We start from the raw sequence: 25,207 nt of genomic DNA, 5'->3' as shown, positions 1-25,207 counted from the left end.
TGGGCACGGGCGGGGGACAGGCGCAGCGCCGGTGCCTTGTTCACGGGGAATCGCCGGCCGCCGTGAGGAGTTCGTCGATGCCCGCGCGGATGCCGTCTGCGAGGGATTGGGCGTCGGGGACCGCGTCGAAGTCGGCGGTGATGCCGAAGGTGACGTGGTCCAGGTAGGAGAAGACGCCGACGCCGATGCGCATCGTGCTGGCGATCGGGACGTACGGGTATAGCTCGCGCAGCGGGCGGCCCAGCATGTACAGCGGGACGCGCGGGCCCGGGACGTTGGTGGTGAGCGTCTGCAAGAAGCGCTGGGGGAAGCGCAGCGCGGTGCGCGAGCCGAGGGCCAGCAGAGTCGGCGCGGCGAAGTTGCCCAGATTGGTGAGGACATCGGCGCCGGCCGCCTGTCGGCTGCGTTTGAGGTCGTCCATCTGCTCGCGGATCGAGCGGAGCCGGGCCGCCGGATCGTCCTCGCCGACCGGCAGGTTCACCAGGATCGCGCTGAGCCGGTTGTTGAGCGTTTTGCGCTCGCGCGGCGCCCGCACCGACACCGGGACCAGCGAGCGGACCACCTGATCCGACGTCAACTCGCCCCGCCCGGCCAGCAGATCGCGGAAGCCCCGGGTGATCGCGGTGAGGATCACGTCGTTGACGGTGCCGCCGAACTCCTTCCGGATCCGTTTGATCTCGGCGATCTCCGCACCGGCCCACACCCACCGCCGATGCGGCCCGATCGAGCCGTTGAGCGAGCCGGCCGAGGTCTCCAGGAGTCGATGCGCGGTGCCGGGCAGGCTGCGGGCCAGCGCTCGGACGATGTCGGTCAGCTCCGAGCCGCTGCGCATCTCCCGGGCCAGCGCCGGTACCGCCGCCAGGTGCTTGATCGGGGCCGCGACGGCGTCCCGCAGGCTGTCCGCGATCAGATCCATGGTGCTCGGCGCGGGCTCCGGGAGCCACGGGTCGAGGTCCACCGACTCCTCGGTCCCGGGCGGCTCCGGGTCCTTGCGCCAGTCGAGCAGGATCTGCAGTAGGTCGGTACCGGCGATGCCGTCGATCAGGCAGTGGTGCACCTTGGAGATGATCGCCCAGCGGCCGTCGGCCAGGCCCTCCACCAGCCAGACCTCCCACAGCGGCTTGGTCAGGTCCAGCCGCTGCGCGAACAGCCGGCCGGCGAGGTTGCGCACCTGATCGGCGCCGCCCGGCGCGGGGACCGCGGTGTGCCGCACGTGGTAGAGGATCTGGAAGTGTTCGTCGTCCACCCACACCGGGCGGCCCAGATGCAGCGGCAGCGTGCGTACCCGCTGCCGGTAGCGCGGTACGTCCGGCAACTTCGAGACGAACAGCCGGATCACGTCGCCGTACGACGGGGCGGGCCCGTCGAAGATCAGCACGGACCCGACGTGCATCGGCACATTCTCGTCCTCGACGAAGTAGAACCCGGCATCCATCGCGCTCAATCGGTCCATCCAGGCACCGTAGGTGCGTTCCGGGGCCCGGTCCAGATACCCGGCCAAACGTGATAAGCGGTGCCGGCTCCCGGGTCCGGCGGACAGCGGTGGGGATGGCGGCTAGAGTCCGGGCGGCACATATCGAGGGGGGAACTCGCAGATGGGCATATCGGGCACAGGCATGCCGAAAATCGGATCCACGCGGCGGCGTGCGGAGGTGATCGTGCCGGCGTTGGCGATGGTGTTGACCCTGGCACTGGCGGGGTGCGACGGGGACGGGGGCGGCAAGTCCGGCTCGCCGAAGCCCTCGCAGAGCGGCGGCGGGACGGCCACCGCCACCGCGTCGGGTTCGCCGACACCTTCCGCGCCGCCGTCCTCGTCGCCGCCGTCGCCGTCGGCGGCGTCGAAGAACTCCACGCCGACACCGTCGAAGGCACCCGCCACGCCGGCGGGCGACTCGGCCGGCACCGGGGGGAGCAAGAGCACGGGGTCGAGCGGCGGTTCGGCGGGGACGGGTTCGTCCGGCGGCTCCGGCACCTCCGGCACGACGGGCGGCAGCAGCACCGGTGGCGACGGGCCGGTCTACTACAAGAACTGCAGCGCGGTTCGGGCCGCCGGCGCCGCGCCGATCCACCGCGGCGAACCCGGCTACGGCGCGCACCTGGACCGGGACGGGGACGGTATCGCCTGCGAATGAGCCGAATCGGCCGCCGTGGGAAGGGGATGCCGGCGGCGGCCGGTCGGGCCGGCTACAGTCCTACGACAGTCGACCACGGGGGCGGGTGCAGCATGCGACGTACGAAGAAACGAATCTTCCGGGCCGGGACGGTCGCCGTCGCGGCGACCACCGCCGGCGTACTGGTCCTGGCGGGATGCGGCGGCGGTGGGAGCAAGTCGTCGAAGCGGCCGAAACCGCCGAAGCGCACGACCGTTTCCGTCCCGAGCGCGACCGCCACGAACCCCGGCACCGCGCTGCCGACCGCCACCCGATCCGGACCGACGGACACGCCCGATCCCGCGCGCTTCACGAGCTCCGGATCGGCCACGACGGGAAACACGGGCGGTTCGGCCACGGGCGGCACGTCGGGCATCTCGTCCGGCGGTTCGACGGGCGGCTCGACCAGCGGGTCCAAGGGCGGCAGTTCGTCCGGCAGCGGCTCCAAGGGCGGTTCGTCCAGCGGTTCGAGGGGTGGCGGTTCACGCGGGGGCCGGTGACGGCTCGGCGTGACCCGGGCGCGCGAGGGGGTGCCGGTCCCGCTCCGTTCCGCCGCCCGCCCGCCCCCTCGCCCGACCGCCTGCGGATCGACCCGCCGACCGCCTTCGCGCCGACCGGCCGGACACGGCAGGATGGCATCCGGCGTGGGGGCGGACGGGTGCAGGGCGGAAGGGCGATAGCGTGGCGAGTCGGCGGAGCACCGGCGTGCTGGGGACATGGGCCGAACTACAGCGGCAGCAACAGCGGCAGCGCGAGGCCGAGTTGCGCGCGCGGCAGCAACAGCTGCGGGCGGAAGAGCGCAATCGCCGTGAGGCGCAGAAGGCCGCCGCCCGCGCGGACCGCGAGGCGCAGCGCGCCTACCAGCAGGCCCGCGAGGCCGAAGTGGCCCGCCGGACCGCCGAGATCGAGGAGCGCGTCGCCGAACTCCAGGGCGTGCTCCGGGCCCGGCTGAGCGCGCCGGGATTCCGGATCGACCGGTTGCGCGCCGCCGTGGAGATCCCGCCGTTCCAACCGGGAGAGTTGGCCCGGCCGATCCCGATGCCCGATCCGGCGCGCTATCAGGTCGCCGCGCCGTCCGGCCTGGGCTCGTTCGCGCCCGGCGCGCACTCGCGCTACGAGCAGGACCGGGCGCAGGCACAGGCCCGCTACGAGCACGACCTGCGGGCCGCGCAGGCCGCCGAATACGAGCGGCAGCAGCGATACAACGACTACCGCCGCCAGTTCGAGGAGTGGGCCAACGGTCAGCGGGCGCTCGCCGCGCAGCGCAACGAGCAGGTCGACGACCTGGTGCGGCGGCTCGCGGCGCGCGACCCGGAGGCGATCGAGGACTACTTCGAGGGGGTCCTGCTCGCCTCGCCGGACTGGCCGGAGGGCTTCTCCGACCAGTCGACGGTGGCCTTCGACGCCGCGCAGCGCCAGCTCGTGGTCGACCACGAACTCCCGACCGTCGACGTGGTGCCGGCGGTGGCCCGGATGCGCTACGTGAAGACCGACGACCAGGAGAAGGAGGTCGCCCGTACGGCGACCGACCGGCGCACGATCCACCGCGACGTGCTCGCGCAGAGCGCGCTGCGGATTCTCGCCGAGCTGTTCTTCGCCGACCACGAGGGCATCCTCGACTCGGTGGTGCTGAACGGCTTCGTCCAGGCGATCGACCCGGCGACGGGCCGACCCGGGCGCACGTACCTGGTCACGGTGACCGCCCGCGCGCAGGACTTCCGGCACATCAGCCTGGACCGGGTGGACGCGGTCGCGTGCCTGGAGGCGATGGAGGGCACGCTGTCGACGCGCCCGGACCGGCCCACCCCGGTACGCACGACCCGGCTCGCGGACAGCGTCGCCTCGGCGCCGACGCCGGCGCCCACCCCCACGCTGCCCGCGCGGCCCGGGGCGGACGACGATCCGGACCTGTTCGTGATGGACCCGATCGAGTTCGAGAACCTGATCGCCGAGCTGTTCCAGCGAATGGGCATGGAGGTCGCGACCACCGCGCGCAGCGGCGACCAGGGCGTCGACGTGGTCGCGGTGGACCCGGACCCGATCCGCGGCGGCACGATCGTGGTGCAGGTCAAGCGCTACCGGCACACCGTCCCGCCGACCGCCGTACGCGACCTGGCCGGGACCGTACAGCACCACGGCGCGAACAAGGGCCTGCTGGTCACCACGTCCCAATTCGGGCCCGGCAGCCACGAGTTCATCCGCAACAAGCCGTTGGGCCTGGTCACCGGGCCGGAGTTGGTCGGCCTGCTCGCCCGACACGGCCTGCGCGGTCGGCTGGGCCCGGGCACCGGCACGGCCGCCGCGCCCGGCAGCCGGCTCCTGGTCCAGGTGGCCTGGGACGCGGGGACCGCGCCGCCGCTGGACCCGTGCGCGTTCGTATGCCGACGCGGCCGGGTGCTCGGCGACGAGCACTTCGTCTTCTTCAACAACCCGGCCAGTCCGGAAGGGGCGGTACGGCTCGGCGACGGCGTGGCCTTCCTGATCGACCTGGCCCTGCTGCCCCGCGAGGCCGACCGCCTGGTCCTGGCCGCCGCCGTCGACGAGGAACACGCCCCCGGCCGCGACCTGAGCACCCTGCGCGGCACCAAACTCACCCGCCTCGACCAGGCGAACGGCCGCAACCTCGGCACCAACCCGATCCCGACCCGCCGCCCCGGCGAAACCGCCATGGTCCTGGGCGCCTTCGTCCGCACCGAGACGGGCTGGACCTTCTCGCCCACCACGAACGGCTTCCGCAACGGCCTACTGGGCGTCGCGGAGTCACACGGCGTGGAGGTGGAGTAGGCCACGCCCGGCCGGGGTCGATCCGGCGTGCATGACGCTTCAGACGTCCAGCATGAGCCGAAGGTAGGTGCGGATCTCCTCCGCCTCCTACCTGGAAGTATGCGAAGCGGGGTGCCGTTGCCCGTCAGGGGAGCGGTGCCGGGCTGCCGGGGGTGTCCGTACCTGCGTGGATGCGTCGTACCCGTCTGTCAGGATGATCGATGTGGCGACGAACGATCCCGGTGGGGGCAGCGGCGGGGACGGGCAGCTGGCGTTCGGGGTCGAGGGGGCTCGGCGGGCTGTGCGGGCTGCGCGGGGGCGCAAGCCGAAGGCGCCGGCGCAGGCCGAGCGGCTGCCGGTGGCCCGGGTCGTCGTGGACAAGGGGCTCGTGCACCTGGATCGGCTGTTCGACTACTCGGTGCCGGCCAAGCTGGACGAGCAGGCCCAGCCCGGGGTGCGGGTGCGGGTGCGGTTCGGAGCCAAGGTCGTGGACGGGCGGCGGCGCGGTGGCGGGTTGATCGACGGGGTGATCGTCGAGCGGGTCGAGCGCAGCACCTACGCCGGGCCGCTGGCCCCGTTGGCGAGCGTCGTCTCGCCCGAGATCGTGCTCGCGCCGCCGATGGTCGAGCTGGCCCGGGCGGTGGCAGACCGTTACGCGGGCAGCCTCGCCGACGTCGTGCAACTCGCGCTGCCGGCCCGGCACGCGCGCGCCGAGGCGGAGTCCTCGGGGGAGCCGTTGGCGCGGCCCGGGCCCCCCGCGCCCGGGCCGTGGTCGCGCTACCCGGCCGGCGCCGCGCACCTGGCCGCGCTCGTCGCCGGGGAGTCGCCGCGCACAGTGTGGACCGCGCTGCCCGGGCCGCACTGGCCGGACGAGATCGCCCGCGCGCTGGCCGCCACCCTGGCCGGGGGCAGGGGAGCGCTCGCGGTCGTCCCCGACGCCAAGGCCGTGGACCGGGTCGACGCGGCGTTGACCGCGCTGCTCGGTCCGGGCCGGCACGTCGCGCTGACCGCAGGACTCGGACCGGAGGAGCGCTACCGGCGCTGGCTGGCGGTCAACCGGGGCACGGTACGCGCCGTCGTGGGCACCCGCGCGGCGATGTTCGCGCCGGTGGTGGAACTGGGCCTGGCCCTGGTCTGGAACGACGGCGACGACTCGCACGCCGACCAGAACGCGCCGCACCCGCACGTGCGCGAGGTGCTCGCCATGCGTGCCGCCCGCGAGCACGCCGCGTTCACCGTCGGCGGACACTCCACCACGGTCGAGGCCGCGCAACTGGTCCGCACCGGTTGGGCCCGGCCGCTGGACGCCGACCGCGCCGCCGTCCGCGCCGCCGCGCCGCTCGTACGCACCATCGGCAGCGATTTCGACCTGGCCCGGGACGAGGCGGCGCGCGCCGCGCGGTTGCCGAGCCTGGCCTGGGACGTGGCGCGCACCGCGTTGCGCAGCGGTCCGGTCCTGGTCCAGGTGCCCCGACGCGGCTACCTGGTGCGCACGTCGTGTCAGCGCTGCCGTGAGCCGGCGCGCTGCGTGCACTGTTCCGGGCCGCTCGAACTGCCCTCCGGGGACGGGGTGTTGACCTGCGGCTGGTGTACCCGTCCGGCGCCGAACTGGCATTGCCGGGTGTGCGGCGGGGACCGGATCCGGGCGGGCGTGATCGGCGCGCGACGGACCGCGGAGGAGTTGGGCCGCGCGTTCCCGACCGTGCCGGTGCGTACCTCCGGGCGGGACGCGATCCTGACCACCGTGCCGGACCTGCCGGCGCTGATCATCGCCACGCCCGGGGCCGAACCGGTCGCGCCGAGCGGCTACGCGGCGGCGCTGCTCCTGGACGGCTGGGCCCTGCTCACCCGCCCCGACCTGCGCGCCGGCGAGGAGGCGCTGCGCCGCTGGCTGGACGCGGCGAGCCTGGTCCGCCCGGCGGGGGAGGGTGGCACGCTGGTCGTGGTCGCCGAGTCCACGCTGCGTCCGGTGCAGGCGCTGGTGCGGTGGGACCCGCAGGGGTACGCGCTGACCGAACTCGGCGAGCGGGCCGACCTGAACCTGCCGCCGGTGTCGCGGATGGCGTCGGTCACCGGGCCGCCCGCCGGGATCGCCGACTTCCTGGCGGTGTTGCGGCTGCCGGACGGGGTGGACGTACTGGGGCCCGTCCCGGTCGCCCCGACAGTCGCCCGGACCCCGCCGCCGGCGCCGGCCCGGCCCGACCCCAGGGCCGCCGACACCCGCGCCGAACTCACCCGCGCCCTGTTCGGCACCACGCCGCCGCCCCCCGCGGCGGCCCGGCCGACGCCCGAACCGCCGCGCCACGAACGGGTCCTGCTCCGGATCGAACCGGGCCGTGGCGCGGAACTGGCACACGCGCTGAAGGCGGCACAGACATTGCGTCTGGCCCGGGGCACCGCCGATCCGGTACTGATCAGGGTCGATCCGCCGGACATCGGCTGACGCGGTCGGGCGCGGCGCCGGGTACGCCCGGACGGCGCGCGCCCCGGCGGCACCCCGGGCGCCCGGCTCGTGGCCCGGTTCCCGAGGCCGCGCCGGGTGGCCACGAGCCCACCCGGTGTGACCCGCCGACGCGAGTGACACCATGCCCGCGCGGGTTTCTCAGCGGTTGCGGCCCGGCGGCCCTGCGGCCCGGCAACCCCGCGGCCCCGCCGCCCCGCAGAGCCGCGAGCACTCGGGCGTTGGCCCATCTCGCGGGTGATGGCGCTACCCCCAGCGCGTGCGGCTTCCGCAGCCCTTCGTCGTCGGGGCCGTGGCGCAGCGCAGCGACTCCGTGTCGCCCGTGCGGTCGGCCAGGAGGGTGCCGGCCGCGTCGTAGGCGCGGATGTGCGGTGGGGCGTCGAGGTTGCCGGGGATGCCGGCGAACCACACGCCGTTGCGGACCACCGCGCCGATCGTGCTTCCGTCCGACAGTTCCACCACGATCCGGGCCACCGAGGCCGTGGTCCTGCCCCACCATGTCGACACCGCGGAGGCGGGCGGCGGGTCGTTCACCGGACCGAGGAGCATGCTGCGACGGACTTCGAACGGGCCCGCGAGGGTGCCGTCGGCCGCCGTCGGGGCCGGGAAGTCCGGTGGCGCCTCCCCGTGGCAGACCACCAGACCCGGCTTGGTCGCCTTGCCCACGACCATCGGGCGCAACATGCCGCCCCGCATCTCCTCCCAGGCGGTGAAGTACGGCTTGAACGCCGAATCCGGCTCGCGCACCTTCCACAACGACGCGTCGGGCCCGGCCGGACTCGGCGTCCGCGTCCCGTGCGCCGTCGGGCTCGCCGTCAGCGGTGGCGGCGGCCCCCCGTCCACCGTGGCGCCCGGCGGGAACGTGGCCGGTTTGTCCGGCCAGTACAGCGACCCGGACCCGTTCGCGGGCCCCCCGGACGACGGCGGGGACACGTCCGGCCCGGTCGGCCGGCCCGTTCCGGCCGGCGGCACCGGATCGCCCGACCACGGCGGCACGGTCGCCTCCGCCAACGGCATCCCCGGCGGCAGCGACCATCCCGACCCCGGCGACATCGTCGCCCCCGGCGGTCGCCACGTCGGCTTCGACGTCCCGAATCCGGTCGGCGGCGCGGGCGGGACCGCGGCCTGCCGGCCGTTGTCCAGACACGTCGCCAGGGTTCGGCTCGCCACGTCCCACGGCACCGGGTCGCCCGCCTTGGCCGACTCCCTCGGCACGCCCTGGGACGGGTCCTGGCCGGCCACCGGCCCCGCGGCCGACAGGCTCTCCGGCCCCCGCCACGGCCCCGCGGCCAGCACCCCCACGGCGCACATCGCGAGCACCGCGCCGGCGGCGATTCCCGGTACCAGCGCCCGATGCCGCCCGGACGGCTCCGTGTCGAGCATGGCCAGCAACTCGCGCCGGCGCCGGTCGTGTCCCGGCAGCCGGTCCTCGTCGTACGGGCTCATCGTGCCTCCTCGATGCCTGTGTGCGTGCTCGCGTGCACGCCCTCTTCGGCCAGCAGGCCGCTCAACCGCTTCCGGGCCCGATGCATCCGCGCCTTGACCGTGCCCAGCGCCACGCCCAGCGCGATGGCCGCAGCCTGCTGATCCAGGCCGCCCCACACGCACAGCTCCACCACGTCGCGCTCGTGCCGGGGCAGCTTCGCCACCGAACGCCGCAACGCCTGCGCCGTCCGCTCGCGGTCGATCCGCCGGGCCACCTCGTCCGCGTGGTCGGGTTCGTGGTCGGGCAGCGGCACACGCGCGGCCAGCGCCCGATAACGCTTGAGCGCGCGCCGCCGGTTGGCCACCGTGCGGTTCGCCGTGCCGAGCAGCCACGGCAGCGCGCTGTCCCGGTCGAAGGTCACCTCCGCACGGCGGCGCCAGGCGGTCAGGAACACCGCCGATGTCAGGTCCTCGGCCTCACCGCCGTCACCGGTCCGCCGCAGGACGTGGCCGTAGACCGCCCCCGCGTGCCGGTCGAACACCACCGCGAACGCGTCGCGATCCCCCGCGCGGACCCGGGCCCACAACACGTGGTCCCCGTCCTGATGCTCCTGTTCGGTCGTCACACCCGGAGAGTGTCCGCCACCTCCAACGGGGTTGCCGCAGGTACGCCGGCCCCACCCCGCCAGGGTCGCCGCGGGTACGCCCGCCCCGCCCCGTCCACGACCGGAAACCGACGCGGACGGTCGCCGCACGTACCGCGCCCCGCCCCGCCCGCGACCCGCGCCCGGGATGCGGAAGCCGGGCCGCGCCCGCTCAGTAGACTTGCCGCTCTCCGGTTCCGATCGACCGACACCGCCGGGCGGCACACCTCGTGTGCCGCGCCACCACGCGCGGCGGTCGCCGGCGGCCGGCAGCCGTACGACCGACCACCGACCGACCACCGATGGGGGAGCACACCCGTGGCAGTCCAGCCGATCCGCCTGTTCGGCGACCCCGTCCTGCGCAGCAAGGCCGACCCGGTCACCGTGTTCGACAAGGAACTGCGTCGACTGGTCGCCGACCTCACCGACACCATGCGCGACGCGCCCGGCAGCGGCCTGGCCGCGCCGCAGATCGGCGTCGCCCTGCGGGTGTTCACCTACCAGGTGGACGGCGAGGTGGGCCACCTGATCAACCCCGACCTGGACCTGTCCGAGGACGAACAGGACGGCCCCGAGGGCTGCCTGTCCCTGCCGGGTCTGCGCTACGACACGAAGCGCGCGTACGGCGTGGTCGCCAAGGGCTTCAACATGCACGGCGACCCCGTCGTCATCGAGGGCACCCGGCTGCTCTCGCGCTGCATCCAGCACGAGACCGACCACCTCGACGGCATCCTGTTCATCGACCGGCTCGACCGCGAACAGCGCAAGTCCGCGCTGCGTGCGCTGCGCGAGGCGGAGTGGGCGGGGCAGGCCCCGCCCCAGGTGAAGTTCTCCCCCCACTCCACCTTCGGGAAGGCCCTCTAAAACCCCATGCGCCTAGTCTTCGCCGGCACCCCCGAGGTCGCCGTCCCCGCACTCGAAGCCCTCCTGGAGTCCCGGCACGAGGTGGTCGCGGTGGTCACCCGCCCCGACGCCCCCGCCGGTCGCGGTCGCAGGCTGGTCGCCAGTCCGGTGGCCGAGCGGGCCGCCGAGGCCGGGATCGAGATCCTGCGCCCGGCCAAGCCGCGCGACCCGGAATTTCTGGCCCGGCTCACCGAGATCGCCCCCGACTGCTGCCCCGTGGTCGCCTACGGCGCGCTGCTGCCCAAGGCCGCGTTGGAGATCCCCGCGCGCGGCTGGGTCAACCTGCACTTCTCGCTGCTGCCCGCCTGGCGCGGCGCGGCGCCGGTGCAGCACGCCGTGCTCGCCGGCGACGACATCACCGGCGCGTGCACCTTCGAGATCGAACAGGGCCTGGACTCCGGTCCGGTCTACGGCATGGTCACCGACGAGATCCGGCCCACCGACACCAGCGGCGACCTGCTCGACCGGCTCTCCCGCTCCGGCGCGCGCCTGCTGGTGGCGACCATGGACGGGATCGCCGACGGCAGCCTCGCCCCGCGACCGCAGTCCCCGGAGGGGGTGTCCCTCGCGCCCAAGATCGGCGTCGAGGACGCCCGCGTCGACTTCACCGCACCCGCGCTGCGCGTGGATCGCGTGGTGCGCGGCTGTACCCCCGCCCCCGGCGCCTGGACCACCTTCCGCGGCGAGCGGCTGAAGCTCGCCCCGGTCCGGCTGCGCGCCGGCGACAACGCGCTGGCCCCCGGCGAGATCGCGGTGGAGAAGAAGGTGGTCCGCGTGGGTACCGGCAGCCACGCGGTCGAACTCACCCGGGTCCAGCCCCAGGGCAAACGCATGATGGCCGCCACCGACTGGGCCCGGGGCGCACACCCCGAGCCCGGTGAAACCCTCGGCACGAACTGAGCACCGTGACCAACGCCCCCGCCGCACGCCCCTACCGCCGCCCGCGTCCCGACGCCGCGCGCCTGGCCGCCTACGACGTCCTGCACGCGGTCGGCGAACGCGACGCCTACGCCAACCTGGTGCTGCCCGCGCTGCTGCGCGAGCGCCGGATCATCCCCCGCGACGCCGCCTTCGCGACCGAGCTGGTGCACGGCACACTGCGCCGCCAGGGCACCTACGACCGGATCGTGGCGGCCTGCACCGACCGGCCGATCCAGGAGATCGACCCGCCGGTCCTGGACGTGCTCGCGCTCGGCGTGCACCAGCTGCTGAGCATGCGCACCCCCGTGCACGCGGCCGTCTCGGCCACTGTGGAACTGGCCCGCGCGGTACTCGGCGACGGCCGGGCCAAGTTCGTCAACGCGATCCTGCGCCGGGTGTCCAAGCAGGACCTGGACACGTGGTTGCGGCAGATCGCGCCGCCCTACGAGGACGACCCCGAGGGCCACCTCGCGGTCCTGCACTCGCACCCGCGCTGGATCGTGCAGGCGCTGTGGGACGCGCTGGGCGCGCGCGGCAACCCGCACGACCGCGCCGCGATGGAGGCGCTGCTCGCCGCCGACAACCTCGCCCCGGTGATCTCCCTGGTGGCCCGCCCGGGCCGGGTGGAACTGGCCGAGCTGTACGAGGCCGGGGCCACCCCCGGGCGCTGGTCGCCGTACGCCGCCACGCTGCCCGAGGGCGACCCCGCCGCGATCAAGGCGATCCGCGACGGCCGCGCCGCCGTCCAGGACGAGGGCAGCCAGCTCGTCGCCGCCGCGCTGGCGAACGCCGAGGTCGAGGGCGCCGAGAGCCGCTGGCTGGACCTGTGCGCCGGCCCCGGCGGCAAGGCGGGCCTGCTCGCCGCGATCGCCACGGGCCGCGACGTGTCGCTGCTCGCGGTCGAACGCCGCCACCACCGCGCCCGCCTGGTCCGCAACGCGATCGGCCACCTGACCCACCATCAGGTGATCACCGCCGACGGCACCAGGCCGGCCTGGCGACCCGGCAGCTTCGACCGGGTGATCGCCGACGTCCCGTGCAGCGGCCTGGGCGCGCTGCGCCGCCGCCCCGAGTCGCGCTGGCGCCGCAAGCCCGAGGACATCCCCGAACTGGGCGAACTCCAGCGCGCCTTGCTCCGCACGGCGGTCGCGGCGGCCCGTCCCGGCGGGGTGATCGCCTACGTCACCTGTTCACCGCACCCGGCCGAGACCCGCGTGGTGGTCGACGACATCCTGCGCGCGGACGAGGCCGAGCTGATCGACGCCCGCCCCCTGTTCCCGGGTGTACCGCACCTGGGCAGCGGGCCGGACGTACAACTGTGGCCGCACCTGCACGGCACGGACGCGATGTATCTGGCCCTGCTGCGTCGGAGGGGATGACCGGGTCGACGGTTGCCCCGCCGAATGGGATGATACGCGGCTGAATCCGGTTGAATGGGGCATAACGGCGAGGGTGGTCGTCACTTCGGGCTCGGCCGCACCGGCCGTCCCTCCGGTTCCACGCGCACCACGGGCGGTCGCGACATCCCGCCATCGCAGGAGCCGCCGTACCCATGTCCACGCTCGCCCGCAGCACCCCGCGCCCCGGCCTGCTCGTCCGCACGGGGGCGGCGGTGCGCGGCGAATGGACCAGACTCACCGCGCGGCCCGTGCGCGAACTGCGCGCGCATGGGCCGAAAGCGATTCCGCTCACGGTGTGTGCGGTGCTCCTGAGCCTCGGCTTCTGGCTGGCCTGGCGTACCTCGTGGGGCGGCGACGTGGTGCGGGTGCTGGGCGGGGTGAGCGCGGGCATCCCGCTGCCGCTCGCGCTGCTGCGCACCCCCGTGTCGTTGTTCGTGCCCGCGCCGGACCTGCCGGTGTGGGGTGCGCTGATCCAGGTGCTGATCCTGTTCGGACTGGCCGAACTCGACCTGGGCGCCCGTCGGACCCTGGTGATCGCGTACGTCGCCACGCTGTCGGGCACGCTGGCCGCGCGCGTGATGGTCGGCCTCGGCCCGGACCACCTGCTCGGCATCGACGCGCACCAGGGCGACATCATGGACACCGGCCCCTCGGCCGCGGTGGTCGGCCTGGTGGTGTGCATCGCGATGGTGCGCCGGGCGCCGATCCTGTTCATGGGGGTGTGGGCGCTGATGATCGCCGAGGTCGTGGTCAAGCCGAACCTTGCCGGCCGCGAGCACATCGCCGCGCTTACCGGGGTCACCCTGTGTACCGGCGTGTACCTGATCCGGCGGCGCCGGCGAGACCTTGAAGCATCCTCTCGTCGTGAAGTATCTTGATATCGAGATAGTTTGCCATGCCCCCGGGAGGCCGCCATGCCGATCGACTTCCACAGCCACGCCAACCGCCTCACGTACACCCACCGCACCGCCGGCGCGGACTGGGCGCGGCTGGTCGGCGACCTCGTGGACCCCGTCGGGGCGCGGGTGGTGGACGTCGGCTGCGGCGGCGGGGTGTACACCACCGCGTGGCTTGATCTGGGGGCGGCGAGCGCGGTCGGAGTGGACTTCTCGGCCGCGATCCTCTCCGGCGCCCGGGAGCGGGCCGGGCTGTCGCCGCGGGAAGGACTGTCGTTTCGGGAAGGGGACGCGTACGCCACCGGGTTGCCCGACGGCGGCGCCGACATCGTGTTCGAGCGGGCGCTGATCCACCACCTCGACGACCTCCCCGGATGCTTCCGCGAGGCCCGGCGGCTGCTCGCGCCCGGCGGCACGCTGATCGTCCAGGACCGCACCCCGGCCGACGTCGCCCGCCCCGGCACGCCCACCCACCTGCGCGGCTGGTTCTTCGAGCGGTTCCCCGCGCTGCTCGCGATCGAGACCGCCCGGCGCCCCACCGGCGCCACGGTCGAGGCGGCACTGCGCGAGGCCGGCTTCACCGCCGTACGCACCACCGCGCTCGCCGAGACCCGCCGCACCTACACCGACGCCCGAGAGGTCGGCGCCGACCTGCGCGCCCGCGCGGGCCGCTCGATCCTGCACGAACTGACCGACACCGAACTGGACGCGCTGGCGGGCTACATCGAGTCCAGGCTCCCGTCCGGGGAACCCATCACCGAAATCGATCACTGGACGATCTGGTCCGCGACCGGCTGAGGTCTCCCGCCCCGGCGAGGACGACGAGAGACCCCAACAGCCCCGCGTCGCTTTCACTCATTGTGACGAAGCTTCACGGGCCGGCGTGGGCGGCCCCGAACCATGAAAACCGCAGCGTGCTCACGCAGCGCAATGGGCGGGCGCGTGGGCACAACAACCCCGCCCTAATGGGCGCAGCGCTCCGCCGCCCCCGTCGCCAGCGCCCGCAGCCGGTCCACCGCCGCACCCGGGTCCGCCCCGTCGAAGACCGCCGAGCCCGCCACGAACACGTCCGCCCCGGCCTCCGCGCACATCTCGATCGTCTTGGCGGAGACCCCGCCGTCCACCTGCAGCCACATCTGCAGACCGTGCTTGGCGATCAGCTGCCGGGTCCGGCGGATCTTCGGCAGCATCACGTCCAGGAAGCTCTGCCCGCCGAATCCCGGCTCGACCGTCATCACCAGGAGCATGTCCAGCTCGGGCAGCAGGTCCTCGTACGGCTCGATCGGCGTGGCCGGCCGCAGCGCCATCGAGGCCCGCGCGCCCTTGGCCCGCAGGTCGCGGGCGAGCTTGATCGGGGCGGTCGCGGCCTCCACGTGGAACGTGACACTGCCCGCGCCGGCCTCCGCATAGGCGGGCGCCCAGCGGTCCGGGTCCTCGATCATCAGGTGCATGTCGATGGGGGTGTCGGTGGCCTTCATCAGGCTCTCCACCACGGGCAGCCCGAGGGTGAGGTTCGGTACGAAGTGGTTGTCCATGACATCCACGTGGAGCCAGTCGGCGTTGCGCACCTGCGCGACCTCGTCGGCGAGGCGGGCGAAGTCGGCGGACAGGATGCTCGGATTGATCTGCACGGTCATGCGCACAGAATCTCATCGAAGCGGCCCGCCGCGGGCACCGCCTCGACCAGTGACCTGACGAATCGTCAGATCATCCTCGCCGCAGTCGCGTTCGGATATACGAACGCGCCGTGACGGACGGCACAGGTTGCCCACGGTCAACGTTGTCGGCCGCCGTGGCACACTTCGAGGTGTACGAAAGTCACGTACGCGCGCTCCGGGGTCGGTGAAAATCCGAACCGGCGGTTACAGTCCGCGACCCGGTCGACGCCCCGCATCACGTGGAGCGACGGCCGGCTGAACCGGTGGAATTCCGGTACCGACGGTCAAAGTCCGGATGGGAGGTGGCGCGCGGCGAGCGACTGCGGCATGCCCGCGTACCCCAAGGTGCGCCGACATCCCCGCGCGTCGATTCGTCGTGTCGTTGTGCCCGAAAACACCCCGGTTGCCCCGCGTCGAACGCGAGGAGGCACGAGGTGGAGGGCAACACCACCCCGCCGGTCGAGGAGACCTCGGCGATGCGCCGGGCCATCTCGCTGGCGAGCCGTGCGCTCGGCCACACCAGTCCCAATCCGCTGGTCGGCTGTGTCGTGCTCGGCCCCGACGGCACCGTGGTCGGCGAGGGTTTCCACACCCGCGCCGGCGCCCCGCACGCCGAGGTCGAGGCACTGCGCGCGGCCGGTCCGGCGGCCCGCGGCGGCACCGCCCTTGTCACCCTCGAACCCTGCTCGCACACCGGCCGCACCGGCCCCTGCACGCAGGCCCTGATCGACGCCGGCATCCGCCGGGTGCGCTACGCCGTCGCCGACCCCAACCCGACCGCGGCCGGCGGCAAAGCGGTGCTGCGCGCGGCGGGCATCGACGCCGAGGGCGGCCTGCTCGCCGCCGAGGCCGAGGCGGGCAACCGGGCCTGGCTGACCGCCATCCGCCTGGGCCGCCCGCACGTGACCTGGAAGTACGCGGCCACGCTCGACGGCCGCAGTGCCGCCGCCGACGGCAGCGCCCGCTGGATCAGCTCCGTCGAATCCCGTGCCGACACCCACCTGCTGCGGGCGAGCGTCGACGCGGTGCTGGCCGGCTCCGGCACGCAGCTCGCCGACGACCCGCACCTGGCCGCGCGCGACGTACCCGGCGCCCGGCAACCGCTGCGGGTGATCGTGGACACCCACGCCCGCACCCGCGCCGACGCCCGGGTGCTCGACGACGCGGCGCCGACCCTGATCGCGGTCGGCCCCGACGCGGTCGCCGCACACCTGCCCGAGGCCGCCGTGCTGCGCGTACCGCTCGCGGACACCGGCCTGGACCTGCCCGCGCTGCTGAAGGAGCTGTACGCCCGCGACGTGCGCGCCCTGCTGCTCGAAGGCGGCCCCACCCTCGCCGGCGCGTTCGCCGCGGCCGGCCTGATCGACACCGTCGTGGGCTATCTCGCCCCCGCCCTGCTCGGCGCCGGACCCACCGCCCTGGGCCCGGCCGGAATCGGCACCATCTCCGAGATGTTGCGACTGGACGTCGACGACGTCACGCGCCTCGGCACCGACATCCGCATCACCGCCCGCCCACGGCCGCACTCCGCCGGCCGTACGAAGGAGTCCTGACGCATGTTCACCGGAATCGTTGAGGAACTCGGCGAGATCGTGGCCATCGAGCGACTGACCGACTCGGCCCGGATCACCATCCGCGGCCCCGTCGTCACCGCCGGGGCCCGACACGGCGACTCGATCGCCGTCAACGGTGTGTGTCTGACCGTCGTGGACGACAAGGTCGACCCCGAGGTGGCCACCTTCACCGCCGACGTGATGCAGGAGACGCTGGACAAGTCCAGCCTCGGCGCGCTGCGCACCGGCTCGCGGGTCAACCTGGAGCGCCCCATGGTGCTCGGCGGCCGGCTCGGCGGACACCTGGTCCAGGGGCACGTCGACGGCACCGGCGAGATCCTGGCCCGCACCCCCGGCGAGGAGTGGGAGATCGTCGAGATTGCCCTCCCGGCGCACCTGGCCCGCTACGTGGTGGACAAGGGCTCGATCACCGTCGACGGGATCAGCCTCACCGTCGTCGAGGCGCACGACGCGAGCTTCACCGTCAGCCTGATCCCCACCACGCTCGCGCTCACCACCCTCGGCGTGAAAACCGTCGGCGACCCGGTCAACCTCGAGGTCGACATCATCGCCAAGTACGTCGAGCGGCTGGGCACCCACGGACCGGGCACAGGGGTGAGGGCATCGTGACCGGCTGGCTCAACGACGCCGCGTTCACCGTCGCGAACAAGCCGGTGCCGTGGTCCGACCTGCTCGGCCAGATCGCGTCCCTGGCCACCGTCTGGCTCGCGCTGCGCCGCAACCTGTGGGCGTGGCCGGTACAGATCCTGGGCGCGGCGCTGCTGATCGCCGCCAACACCTCCGTGCACCTGGGCGGCAGCGCGATGCGCAATGTGGTGATCATCGTCGCCGCCGCGTACGGCTGGTGGCGCTGGGCGCGCGGGCGTCGCGACACCGGTGAGGTGGAGATCCGCTTCGGCACCACCCACGAGCGGATCGCACTGGTCGCGCTGATGGCGGCGGGCACGGTCGGCTTCGCGCAACTGCTCGAACACACGGGCATCTCGTGGGCGCCCTGGCCGGACGCCTACATCTTCGTCGGCTCGATCGTGGCGATGCTCGCGCAGGCCCGAGGGCTGTTCGAGTTCTGGCTGGTGTGGATCGCGGTCGACCTGGTCGGCGTACCCCTCGCCTGGCAGCACGGTCTGGTGTTCAGCGGACTGGTCTACGGCGTCTTCCTCGTGATGTGCGTCGCCGGACTCGTCGACTGGTGGAACCGCTCCCGGCGGTACCGGGACAAGGGGGCTGCCCGCGGGGCAGAACGGCACCTGGAAGGGGCAACGGCGTGAAGACCAGCAGCGAAACCACCGAGATCGAGGTGCCGGCGCAGATGGGCGCGCCCACCGCGTCGGCCCTCGACACCATCGACGACGCGATCAAGGCGATGGCCGCCGGCGAGGCGATCGTCGTCGTGGACGACGAGGACCGGGAGAACGAGGGCGACCTGATCTTCGCCGGCGAGTTGGCGACGCAGGCGTTGATGGCCTTCATGATCCGCTACTCGTCGGGCGTGGTCTGCGTGCCGATGCGCGGCGCCGACCTGGACCGGCTGAAGCTGCCCCCGATGACCGCCGTCAACGAGGACCGCAAGGGCACCGCCTACTCGGTCTCGGTCGACGCCAAGGACGGCGTGGACACCGGCATCTCGGCCGCCGACCGCACGCACACCGTGCGGCTTCTGTCCGACCCGGACACGCTGCCCACCCAGCTGACCCGACCCGGCCACATCTTCCCGCTGCGCGCGGTCGAGGGCGGTGTGCTGGTGCGCCCCGGGCACACCGAGGCGGCCGTGGACCTCGCCGAGTTGGCCGGGCTGGCGCCGGTCGGGGTGATCTGCGAGGTGGTCAACGACGACGGCACGATGGCCCGGCTGCCGCAGCTGATCCCGTTCGCCCGCGAACACGGCCTCAAGATCGTCAGCATCGCCGACCTGATCGCCTACCGCCGCCGCACCGAGCGCACGATCGAGCGCGCCGCCGAGACCCGACTGCCCACGGAGCACGGCACGTTCCGGGCGATCGGCTACCGCAGCACGGTCGACAACGTCGAGCACATCGCTCTGGTCGCCGGCGACATCGGCGACGGCGAGGACGTGCTGGTCCGGGTGCACTCCGAGTGCCTGACGGGCGACGTGTTCGGCTCGCTGCGCTGCGACTGCGGCCCGCAGCTGGACGCCGCCCTGGACCGGGTCACCGCCGAGGGCCGGGGCGTGGTGCTGTACATGCGCGGGCACGAGGGGCGCGGGATCGGGCTCATCCACAAGCTCCAGGCGTACCAACTCCAGGACGCCGGCCACGACACGGTGGACGCCAACCTGGAACTGGGCCTGCCGGCCGACGCCCGCGACTACGGCACCGGCGCGCAGATCCTGGTCGACCTGGGCGTGCGCTCGATGCGGCTGCTCACCAACAACCCCGCCAAGCGGGCGGGCCTGGAGGGCTACGGCCTGGAGATCACCGGCCGGGTCGCCCTGCCGGTGCACGCCACCGCGGACAACCTGCGCTACCTCCAGACCAAGCGCGACCGGATGGGCCACGACCTGCCCTGGCTGGACCCGAGCGACCCGACCGCGGACCTGCCGTCGGTCGCCGAGGTCGCGGAGGCCGTCGACGCGAAGGGGCGCGCGGTCAGCAGCGCGTGACCCCTCGGCTCTCCCGAGCCGCCGACGTCACCCGTACCGGTGACACGGGCGCGGTGCGGTCCCGGCCGCGCCGATAGGTTCGTCTCGTTCGAACCGCTCCATCCTCATCTCGCAACCAGGCTCGCAGTCGTGCACAACCGGGCAGCACCAACCGGGCATCGAGCCGTTCCAGCCGAAGGACAACGACAGACATGAGTGGCGCAGGAGCCCCGAAACTGACCGTCGAGGGCTGCCGTGACCTGCGCGTGGGCGTGGTCGCCGCGCAGTGGCACACCGCCGTGATGGACGGCCTCGTGGACGGGGCCGTCAAGGCCCTGAGCGAGCTGGGCATCACCGAACCCACGCTGATCCGCGCCCCCGGCGCGTTCGAATTGCCCGTGCTCGCCAAGGCGCTGGCCGGCCGAGGCTACGACGCGGTGGTCGCGCTCGGCGTGGTCATCCGCGGTGGCACTCCGCACTTCGAGTACGTATGCTCCGCCGCCACCGACGGCCTCACCCGGGTCGCGCTCGACACCGGCGTGCCGATCGGCTTCGGCGTGCTCACGTGCGACACCGAGGAGCAGGCCCTGGACCGGGCCGGCCTGCCGCACTCGCGCGAGGACAAGGGCCGCGAAGCGGTGGAGGCGGCCGTCGCGACCGCGATGGCGTTGCGTACGCTCTCCGAACCGTGGCGTTCGGCCTGACCGGCAGGTCGGCCGGGCCGTTCGGCATGCCACCCACAACCACGCGATGGGCACCATGAAGACGTTTGAACAGCTTTTCGACGAGCTGCGGGCCAAGGCGGAATCGGGCCAGGAGGGCTCGCGCACGGTCGAGCTCGTCACCGCCGGCGTACACACGATCGGCAAGAAGGTCGTGGAGGAGGCCGCCGAGGTGTGGATGGCCGCCGAGCACGAGGGCGCCGACCGCACCGCCGAGGAGATCTCCCAGCTCCTCTACCACCTCCAGGTGATGATGGTCGCCCGCGGCATCTCCCTCCAGGACGTATACGCTCACCTGTGACAGCCGCCGTCCCCGGCCCACCGCCCGGGCCGGGGGCGAAGCCGTACCCCTGAGATCCACCCGGTTCGCTCCACCCGGTTCCGCTCCACTCGGTTCAGCACCATCCCGAAGGGTCATCCAATGCTGCGCATCGCCGTCCCCAACAAGGGTTCCCTCTCCGAGCCTGCGTCGGCGATGCTGCATGAGGCCGGCTACCGCCAGCGCAAGCACTCCAAGGAACTGGTCCTCACCGACCCCGACAACAACGTCGAGTTCTTCTTCCTGCGCCCGCGCGACATCGCGATCTACGTCGGCTCCGGCCGGCTGGACGCCGGGATCACCGGGCGCGACCTGCTGATGGACTCCGGCGCCGAGGCCGAGGAGATCCTGCAACTGGGCCTGGCCCCGGCCACGTTCCGCTACGCCGCGCCCGCGCCGATCGCGCGCGAGCTGGCCGAGCAGGGCAAGAAGGGGCTGGCCGGGCTGCGGGTGGCCTCCTCCTACATCGGCATCGTCCAGCGCGACTTCGCCGAGCACGGCATCGAGGCCGCGGCACTGGTGAAGCTGGACGGCGCGGTGGAGACCGCGATCCAGCTGGGCGTCGCCGACGTGATCGCCGACGTGGTGGAGACCGGCACCACGCTGGCCCAGGCGGGCCTGGAGGTGTTCGGCGAGCCGATCCTGCGCTCCGAGGCGGTACTGATCCGCCGCGCCGGCGCGGAGACCTCGCCCGCGCTGGAGCAGTTGGTGCGCCGGCTCCAGGGCGTCCTGGTCGCGCGCAGCTACGTGATGATGGACTACGACATCCGGGTCGAGCGGGTCGAGGCGGCGGTCACGCTGACCCCGGGCCTGGAGTCGCCGACGGTCAGCCCGCTGCACAACGAGGGCTGGGTCGCGGTGCGGGCGATGGTGCCGCGCAAGAACGCCCAGCAGATCATGGACGACCTCTGGGAGATCGGCGCCCGGGCGATCCTGGTCACCGGGATCCACGCCTGCCGCCTCTGACCCCGTCCGGTCGGCCCGTCACCCGGCGGGCCCACCACCGCCACCTCCGGAGAACCGTTTCCCTATGAGCGAGCCCACCCCCGTCGACCCCCCGCTCCCGCGGACCTGGTACGCCAGGCGCAGTCGGCTGATCACCGGCGTGCTCGGCGCGATCATCCTGGTCGGGCTGTGCGTGCTGGCGGTGATGCTGCCGGAGAAGGGCGGCTGGGGATTCGGCTCACGCATGGGCGTCGCCGCCACCGGCGTCCTGGGACTCGGCGCGATGGTGATGCTGGGCCGCCCGAAGGTGGTCGCCGCCGCGGACGGCGTGACGGTGGTCAACCTGCTGCGGACCACACATCTGGAATGGGCCCAGATCGTCCGGGTGTACCTCCGCCAGGGCGACCCGTGGGTCTACATCGACATGTCCAACGGCGACACGCTGCCGGTAATGGGCATCCAAACCTCCAACGGCAAATCCGCCGCCATCACCGCGGCCCGCGAACTCCGAACCCTGGCCGACCACTACGGCACAGCCCCCGAGGCACGGTAGCGCGGCGCGCGGCACGGGGGAGGGTGGCCACGTGGGGGCCACCGGGGCGGGCCGGAGTCGGTGGTCGGCCGCCGCCGGCGCGCGGGGCGGCGAGCCCGGGGCCCCGACGAGACGGGTGGGTTGCTCGGCGAAATCCGGCCGGCAGCGGCGGCAGGGTGAGGGGTCGGGTCGAGTCATCCGGGGGGCCTTCCGGAGTGGGTCGGCTGCTTTCGGCGGGGGTTGCGCTTTTGGTTGCGGGTGGCTGGTCCGGGGCGGGTCAGAGTCGGTGGTGGGCCGCCGCCGGCGTGCGGGGCTCCGAGACCAGGGCTCCCCACGAGATGGCTGCGTCGGTGGGCGAAACCCGGCCGGCAGCGGCGAGCGGGTGGTGCTCGGGTCGTGTCCGCCGGGGAGCCTTCCCGGGTGGGTCGGGCGTTTCCGGCGAGCGTGGCGTCTCGGTCGGGTGCAGGGCCGGTCCGGGGCTGGTCAGAGTCGCCGGGTTGGCCGCCGCCGGCGTGCGGGGCTCCGAGACCGGGGCTCCCGACGAGACGGGTGTGTTGCTCGGCGAAAACCGGCCGGCAGCGGCGGGGAGGCAGGGCGGTCGAGTCGAGTCGGCCGGGAGCCTTTCCGAGTGAGCCGGGAGGGCGGGTGTTTTCGGTGTGCGGTGGGTGTGTGGGTGGTGAAAGTTCACGAACCCGGATCGCGTGGGGTGCTGCTGCCTCAGCATGAGAGAAAACCGCAGGTCAGCTTTGGGCGGGAGCCGTTTCGAGGGCTCGGGATCCGGTTTCGACTCGTGCAGGGCACTTTCGGTCGCCACGCCGGCGTTTTAGAGGCCGGAGCGCACGAAACCGGCACTCGATACCCAATTTTCCGTGCCGGCGCCGCAAAACCGCAGGTCACCGAAACGCGAAGCCCCAAGCCACCCATCGCAAACCGGTTTCAGCCCCCAACCCCCGCAAACGCCTCCCGAAATGCCCCCAACCCACTCGGGAAGGCCCCCGACAGACCCGACCCGAGCCCTCCCCGCCGCTGCCGGCCGGTTTTCGCCGACCAACGCACCCGTCTCGTCGGGGGCTTCGAGTCTCGGAGCCCCGCACGCCGGCGGCGGCCGACCCGGCGACTCTGACCGGCCCCGGACCCAACCCAGGCGCGACTTTCGCCGGAAACACCCCACCCATCCCGAAGGTTCCCCGGCGGACTCGACCCGACCCTTCACCCTCCCCGCCGCTGCCAGCCGGTTTTTGCCGACCAACAGGTTCGTCTCATCGGGGGCTTCGGGTCTCGGAGCCCCGCACGCCGGCGGCGGCCGACCCCGCGACTCAGACCGGCCCCCGCAGCCGCCGAGACGCAACGCTCGCCGGAAATACCTGACCCACCTGGGAAGGCCCCGGCAGACCCGACTCGACTCGACCCAACCCGACCCTGCCGGACCCGGGCCGCGCCCGGCCGTTGCCGGCTGGTTTTCGCCGAGCAACGCACCCGTCTCGTGGGGAGCCCCGGTCTCGGCGCCCCGAGCGCCGGCGGCGGCTCGCCTCGCGGCTCAGATCGGTTCCGGACCGGGCCGCGCAACCAATTGCGCAACCGCCGCCGGAAGCGCTCGACCCGACCGGACGCTGCCGCCCCCGCACTCGCCCCCGCACCCGCAACGGACCGTGCCGCGCCTGCCCGCGCCCGAACCCGCTCAGCCCGTCCGGCGTTTGAGGACAGCCGGGCCGGAGGCCGGCCGCCCCGTTCCAGGTCCGGCGCAGCCGACGCGCATCGCGAGCCTGCCCCCGCCCCCTCCGGAGCGTCAGCGACCCTGCATGCGGACGATTTGTAGTGCGATCATCAGGTTCAGGCGCAGATGGGGATCCTGTGTGAACGGGCCGAGCAGGCGCTCCAGTTTGGTGATTCGATACCGCAGCGTGTTGTAGTGCACGTACAGCCGCCGTGCCGTTTCGGCCACGTTCAGGTTCGTGTCGAGCAGCGCCTGCAGTGTGTTGCGCAGGTCGGCTGCCTCCGGGTCGCGGGGGTGGGCCAGTGTGCGCAGGGCCTCCCGGGCGAAGCGGTCGAGTTCACTCGGATCGGGGATCAGGCTGAGCAGTCGGAAGACGCCGAGCTGGTCGAAGTCGGCCACCGCGCCGGGGCCGTGGATGCGCCGACCGGCGGCGACCGCGCGGCGGGCCTGCTCGTACGCGGCCGGCAGCGCGTCGAGTGACTCCGCCGGTCGGCTCACCCCCGTCGTGAACGAGCGGATCGCCGGGCCGCAATCCGCCTGCACCACGGCCGCGAGTTCGGTCACCAGCCGGGCGGCCTGGCCGTCGGCCGGTGCGCCGAGCAGGGTGACCACCTCGCGCGGATACGCGGCGACCGCCGCCTCCGGAGCTCGTGCGCCGACCGCGCCGGACCAGGCGAGGGCCAGTGCCTCCTGCCCGGCCCGGATCGCCCTCGGGTCGCGGCCGGCCGCGGGCGGGTCGGTCTCGGCGACCACGACCAGGAGCGGTCCGGTCGGCAGTACCGCCCAGCCCGTCAGGTCCGTGCCGCGCCCCGTCAGCAGGTCGCGCATCAGGTCGCTGCGGTACTTGGCGTCGGCGGCGGCCTGCGCCAGCCGCCCCGCCAAGCCGATCGCGGTGTCCACGAGCGGTCGCCCGCCCGGCCGTACCGCCTGCCCGGGGACGCTCGCGTCCGGGGGCGCGGCGGGTGCCGGGACCGTGGGCTGCGGGCGCGGGTCCTTGCCCGCCTCCCACGCGGTCGAGGCGCCCGCGACCCGGGCGCGCGGGGTCGGGTCGGGCTCGGGGGCGCTCGCGCCGCCCCCGACGACCTTGCGGCGCCGTGGCGGCAGCCGACGCGGCGCCGCTCCGGCCACCGTCGCGCGGCCGGCTCCGCCGCTTTTGTCCCCGGGACGAAACTGCGGTTCGCCCCCGGTTGCCGTTCCGCCCGCGTCCCCGAGGTTGCCCATATACCGACCGTAGCGTTACGAACACGAGCGCGTCAGCACCACCGAGAGCGTGCGGGCAGTGCACCCCCGGAGTGCGCCCGGCGCACGATCCCCCTGCGAGGGCCGTCCCGGCAACATCGGATTCCGTCCCGGGGTTTGCCCGCGTGGCACGCTTGACCGTTGTGTCCGGATCGCCATAGCTTGCGGTACAGCGGCGACACCGGGGATGGCCCCGGGTTCCGCGCCGAGACGAAGCTCCCGATCGTTCCCCCGCGACCGGGAGCTTCCTCATGTGCGCCGGGCCGACTCGCGTCCGCCCCGGGGGACTTCACCGCCCCCGCCGCACCCCCGGCTCGCATCCGCCGGCCGCGACTCACCACC

The 25,207-nt window shown here is 73.6% G+C and carries 22 protein-coding genes and 1 riboswitch; of the genes, 16 read left to right on the top strand and 6 right to left on the bottom strand.

The features are described from left to right. Positions 1–40: 40 nt before the first annotated feature. Positions 41–1,453, bottom strand: coding sequence for a wax ester/triacylglycerol synthase family O-acyltransferase (locus tag ACH4XV_RS17480; protein ID WP_395790651.1), 1,413 nt, complete (start codon positions 1,451–1,453; stop codon positions 41–43). A 163-nt stretch (positions 1,454–1,616) separates the two neighbouring features. Here ACH4XV_RS17480 and ACH4XV_RS17475 point away from each other — a divergent pair, with 163 nt between their 5' ends. Further along, the gene (locus ACH4XV_RS17475; RefSeq protein ID WP_395790649.1) at positions 1,617–2,132 is read left to right on the top strand and encodes an excalibur calcium-binding domain-containing protein; all 516 of its coding nucleotides are present in this window, start codon (positions 1,617–1,619) and stop codon (positions 2,130–2,132) included. Between the two features lie 52 nt (positions 2,133–2,184). Here the strand turns inward: ACH4XV_RS17475 and ACH4XV_RS17470 are convergent, their stop codons facing one another. Continuing rightward, positions 2,185–2,598, bottom strand: a complete 414-nt coding sequence (locus ACH4XV_RS17470) for a hypothetical protein (protein ID WP_395790647.1) — start codon at positions 2,596–2,598, stop codon at positions 2,185–2,187. Between the two features lie 257 nt (positions 2,599–2,855). On the opposite strand from ACH4XV_RS17470, the gene ACH4XV_RS17465 reads away from it, so the two are divergent. After that, positions 2,856–4,934, top strand: coding sequence for a restriction endonuclease (locus ACH4XV_RS17465; protein ID WP_395790645.1), 2,079 nt, complete (start codon positions 2,856–2,858; stop codon positions 4,932–4,934). Positions 4,935–5,127: 193 nt separating this feature from the next. After that, entirely contained in the window at positions 5,128–7,356 is a 2,229-nt protein-coding gene (locus ACH4XV_RS17460; RefSeq protein ID WP_395790643.1) for a primosomal protein N', read from the top strand. Positions 7,357–7,620: 264 nt separating this feature from the next. On the opposite strand, the gene ACH4XV_RS17455 is transcribed toward ACH4XV_RS17460, so the two are convergent. Both ACH4XV_RS17455 and ACH4XV_RS17450 read right to left on the bottom strand, forming a co-directional pair. Continuing rightward, on the bottom strand, positions 7,621–8,820 hold the full coding sequence (locus tag ACH4XV_RS17455; protein WP_395790641.1) for a hypothetical protein: 1,200 nt from the start codon (positions 8,818–8,820) through the stop codon (positions 7,621–7,623). Then, on the bottom strand, positions 8,817–9,425 hold the full coding sequence (locus ACH4XV_RS17450; RefSeq protein WP_395790639.1) for an RNA polymerase sigma factor: 609 nt from the start codon (positions 9,423–9,425) through the stop codon (positions 8,817–8,819). Before ACH4XV_RS17450 ends, ACH4XV_RS17455 begins: the two co-directional genes overlap by 4 nt. A gap of 336 nt (positions 9,426–9,761) precedes the next feature. Here ACH4XV_RS17450 and def point away from each other — a divergent pair, with 336 nt between their 5' ends. From def to ACH4XV_RS17425, 5 genes are all read left to right on the top strand, one after another. Continuing rightward, entirely contained in the window at positions 9,762–10,307 is a 546-nt protein-coding gene (gene def, locus ACH4XV_RS17445; protein WP_380001302.1) for a peptide deformylase, read from the top strand. 6 nt (positions 10,308–10,313) lie between these two features. Beyond that, positions 10,314–11,246, top strand: a complete 933-nt coding sequence (gene fmt / locus ACH4XV_RS17440) for a methionyl-tRNA formyltransferase (RefSeq protein WP_395790637.1) — start codon at positions 10,314–10,316, stop codon at positions 11,244–11,246. A 5-nt stretch (positions 11,247–11,251) separates the two neighbouring features. After that, positions 11,252–12,646: an RsmB/NOP family class I SAM-dependent RNA methyltransferase gene (locus ACH4XV_RS17435; protein ID WP_126642974.1), complete on the top strand. Its 1,395-nt coding sequence runs from the start codon at positions 11,252–11,254 to the stop codon at positions 12,644–12,646. Positions 12,647–12,819: 173 nt separating this feature from the next. Beyond that, positions 12,820–13,545: a hypothetical protein gene (locus ACH4XV_RS17430; RefSeq protein ID WP_395790635.1), complete on the top strand. Its 726-nt coding sequence runs from the start codon at positions 12,820–12,822 to the stop codon at positions 13,543–13,545. A gap of 36 nt (positions 13,546–13,581) precedes the next feature. Further along, positions 13,582–14,361: a class I SAM-dependent methyltransferase gene (locus ACH4XV_RS17425; protein ID WP_395790633.1), complete on the top strand. Its 780-nt coding sequence runs from the start codon at positions 13,582–13,584 to the stop codon at positions 14,359–14,361. A gap of 164 nt (positions 14,362–14,525) precedes the next feature. On the opposite strand, the gene rpe is transcribed toward ACH4XV_RS17425, so the two are convergent. Beyond that, positions 14,526–15,200 carry a ribulose-phosphate 3-epimerase gene (gene rpe / locus ACH4XV_RS17420; RefSeq protein WP_380041990.1) on the bottom strand — a complete coding sequence of 225 codons (675 nt, stop codon included), beginning with the start codon at positions 15,198–15,200 and terminating at the stop codon, positions 14,526–14,528. A 187-nt stretch (positions 15,201–15,387) separates the two neighbouring features. After that, positions 15,388–15,532: riboswitch (FMN riboswitch) on the top strand. 165 nt (positions 15,533–15,697) lie between these two features. Here rpe and ribD point away from each other — a divergent pair. From ribD to ACH4XV_RS17380, 8 genes are all read left to right on the top strand, one after another. Then, the gene (gene ribD / locus ACH4XV_RS17415) at positions 15,698–16,774 is read left to right on the top strand and encodes a bifunctional diaminohydroxyphosphoribosylaminopyrimidine deaminase/5-amino-6-(5-phosphoribosylamino)uracil reductase RibD (RefSeq protein ID WP_395791105.1); all 1,077 of its coding nucleotides are present in this window, start codon (positions 15,698–15,700) and stop codon (positions 16,772–16,774) included. A 3-nt stretch (positions 16,775–16,777) separates the two neighbouring features. Next, entirely contained in the window at positions 16,778–17,404 is a 627-nt protein-coding gene (locus ACH4XV_RS17410; protein ID WP_395790631.1) for a riboflavin synthase, read from the top strand. Then, complete coding sequence (gene pnuC / locus ACH4XV_RS17405) at positions 17,401–18,063, top strand: nicotinamide riboside transporter PnuC (protein ID WP_395790629.1); 663 nt, start codon at positions 17,401–17,403, stop codon at positions 18,061–18,063. The genes ACH4XV_RS17410 and pnuC overlap by 4 nt, the downstream gene beginning before the upstream one ends. Positions 18,064–18,104: 41 nt before the next feature. Then, positions 18,105–19,415: a bifunctional 3,4-dihydroxy-2-butanone-4-phosphate synthase/GTP cyclohydrolase II gene (locus ACH4XV_RS17400; RefSeq protein ID WP_395791103.1), complete on the top strand. Its 1,311-nt coding sequence runs from the start codon at positions 18,105–18,107 to the stop codon at positions 19,413–19,415. Positions 19,416–19,606: 191 nt separating this feature from the next. Then, the gene (gene ribH / locus ACH4XV_RS17395; RefSeq protein WP_126642970.1) at positions 19,607–20,098 is read left to right on the top strand and encodes a 6,7-dimethyl-8-ribityllumazine synthase; all 492 of its coding nucleotides are present in this window, start codon (positions 19,607–19,609) and stop codon (positions 20,096–20,098) included. A 55-nt stretch (positions 20,099–20,153) separates the two neighbouring features. Next, positions 20,154–20,417, top strand: coding sequence for a phosphoribosyl-ATP diphosphatase (locus tag ACH4XV_RS17390; RefSeq protein ID WP_371863190.1), 264 nt, complete (start codon positions 20,154–20,156; stop codon positions 20,415–20,417). A gap of 120 nt (positions 20,418–20,537) precedes the next feature. Next, complete coding sequence (gene hisG / locus ACH4XV_RS17385; RefSeq protein WP_078974258.1) at positions 20,538–21,401, top strand: ATP phosphoribosyltransferase; 864 nt, start codon at positions 20,538–20,540, stop codon at positions 21,399–21,401. 64 nt (positions 21,402–21,465) lie between these two features. Continuing rightward, on the top strand, positions 21,466–21,933 hold the full coding sequence (locus ACH4XV_RS17380) for a PH domain-containing protein (protein ID WP_380001320.1): 468 nt from the start codon (positions 21,466–21,468) through the stop codon (positions 21,931–21,933). A gap of 1,765 nt (positions 21,934–23,698) precedes the next feature. Here ACH4XV_RS17380 and ACH4XV_RS17375 read toward each other — a convergent pair. Further along, complete coding sequence (locus ACH4XV_RS17375; RefSeq protein WP_395790626.1) at positions 23,699–24,847, bottom strand: PucR family transcriptional regulator; 1,149 nt, start codon at positions 24,845–24,847, stop codon at positions 23,699–23,701. Positions 24,848–25,207 lie beyond the last annotated feature (360 nt).

This window comes from Embleya sp. NPDC020630, assembly GCF_044334985.1.
Taxonomy (GTDB): domain Bacteria; phylum Actinomycetota; class Actinomycetes; order Streptomycetales; family Streptomycetaceae; genus Embleya.
The sequence above is the reverse complement of the archived record's forward strand: the minus strand, read 5'-3'. Positions and strand labels throughout refer to the sequence as shown.

Excerpts from the sequence above, each read along its gene's own strand:
- ACH4XV_RS17480 (WP_395790651.1), bottom strand. The coding sequence starts at position 1,453 with ATGGACCGATTGAGCGCGATGGATGCCGGGTTCTACTTCGTCGAGGAC.
- ACH4XV_RS17475 (WP_395790649.1), top strand. The coding sequence starts at position 1,617 with ATGCCGAAAATCGGATCCACGCGGCGGCGTGCGGAGGTGATCGTGCCG.
- ACH4XV_RS17460 (WP_395790643.1), top strand. The coding sequence starts at position 5,128 with ATGATCGATGTGGCGACGAACGATCCCGGTGGGGGCAGCGGCGGGGAC.
- ACH4XV_RS17455 (WP_395790641.1), bottom strand. The coding sequence starts at position 8,820 with ATGAGCCCGTACGACGAGGACCGGCTGCCGGGACACGACCGGCGCCGG.
- fmt (WP_395790637.1), top strand. The coding sequence starts at position 10,314 with ATGCGCCTAGTCTTCGCCGGCACCCCCGAGGTCGCCGTCCCCGCACTC.
- ACH4XV_RS17430 (WP_395790635.1), top strand. The coding sequence starts at position 12,820 with ATGTCCACGCTCGCCCGCAGCACCCCGCGCCCCGGCCTGCTCGTCCGC.
- ACH4XV_RS17425 (WP_395790633.1), top strand. The coding sequence starts at position 13,582 with ATGCCGATCGACTTCCACAGCCACGCCAACCGCCTCACGTACACCCAC.
- rpe (WP_380041990.1), bottom strand. The coding sequence starts at position 15,200 with ATGACCGTGCAGATCAATCCGAGCATCCTGTCCGCCGACTTCGCCCGC.
- ribD (WP_395791105.1), top strand. The coding sequence starts at position 15,698 with ATGCGCCGGGCCATCTCGCTGGCGAGCCGTGCGCTCGGCCACACCAGT.
- ACH4XV_RS17410 (WP_395790631.1), top strand. The coding sequence starts at position 16,778 with ATGTTCACCGGAATCGTTGAGGAACTCGGCGAGATCGTGGCCATCGAG.
- ACH4XV_RS17400 (WP_395791103.1), top strand. The coding sequence starts at position 18,105 with ATGGGCGCGCCCACCGCGTCGGCCCTCGACACCATCGACGACGCGATC.
- ribH (WP_126642970.1), top strand. The coding sequence starts at position 19,607 with ATGAGTGGCGCAGGAGCCCCGAAACTGACCGTCGAGGGCTGCCGTGAC.
- ACH4XV_RS17390 (WP_371863190.1), top strand. The coding sequence starts at position 20,154 with ATGAAGACGTTTGAACAGCTTTTCGACGAGCTGCGGGCCAAGGCGGAA.
- hisG (WP_078974258.1), top strand. The coding sequence starts at position 20,538 with ATGCTGCGCATCGCCGTCCCCAACAAGGGTTCCCTCTCCGAGCCTGCG.
- ACH4XV_RS17380 (WP_380001320.1), top strand. The coding sequence starts at position 21,466 with ATGAGCGAGCCCACCCCCGTCGACCCCCCGCTCCCGCGGACCTGGTAC.
- ACH4XV_RS17375 (WP_395790626.1), bottom strand. The coding sequence starts at position 24,847 with ATGGGCAACCTCGGGGACGCGGGCGGAACGGCAACCGGGGGCGAACCG.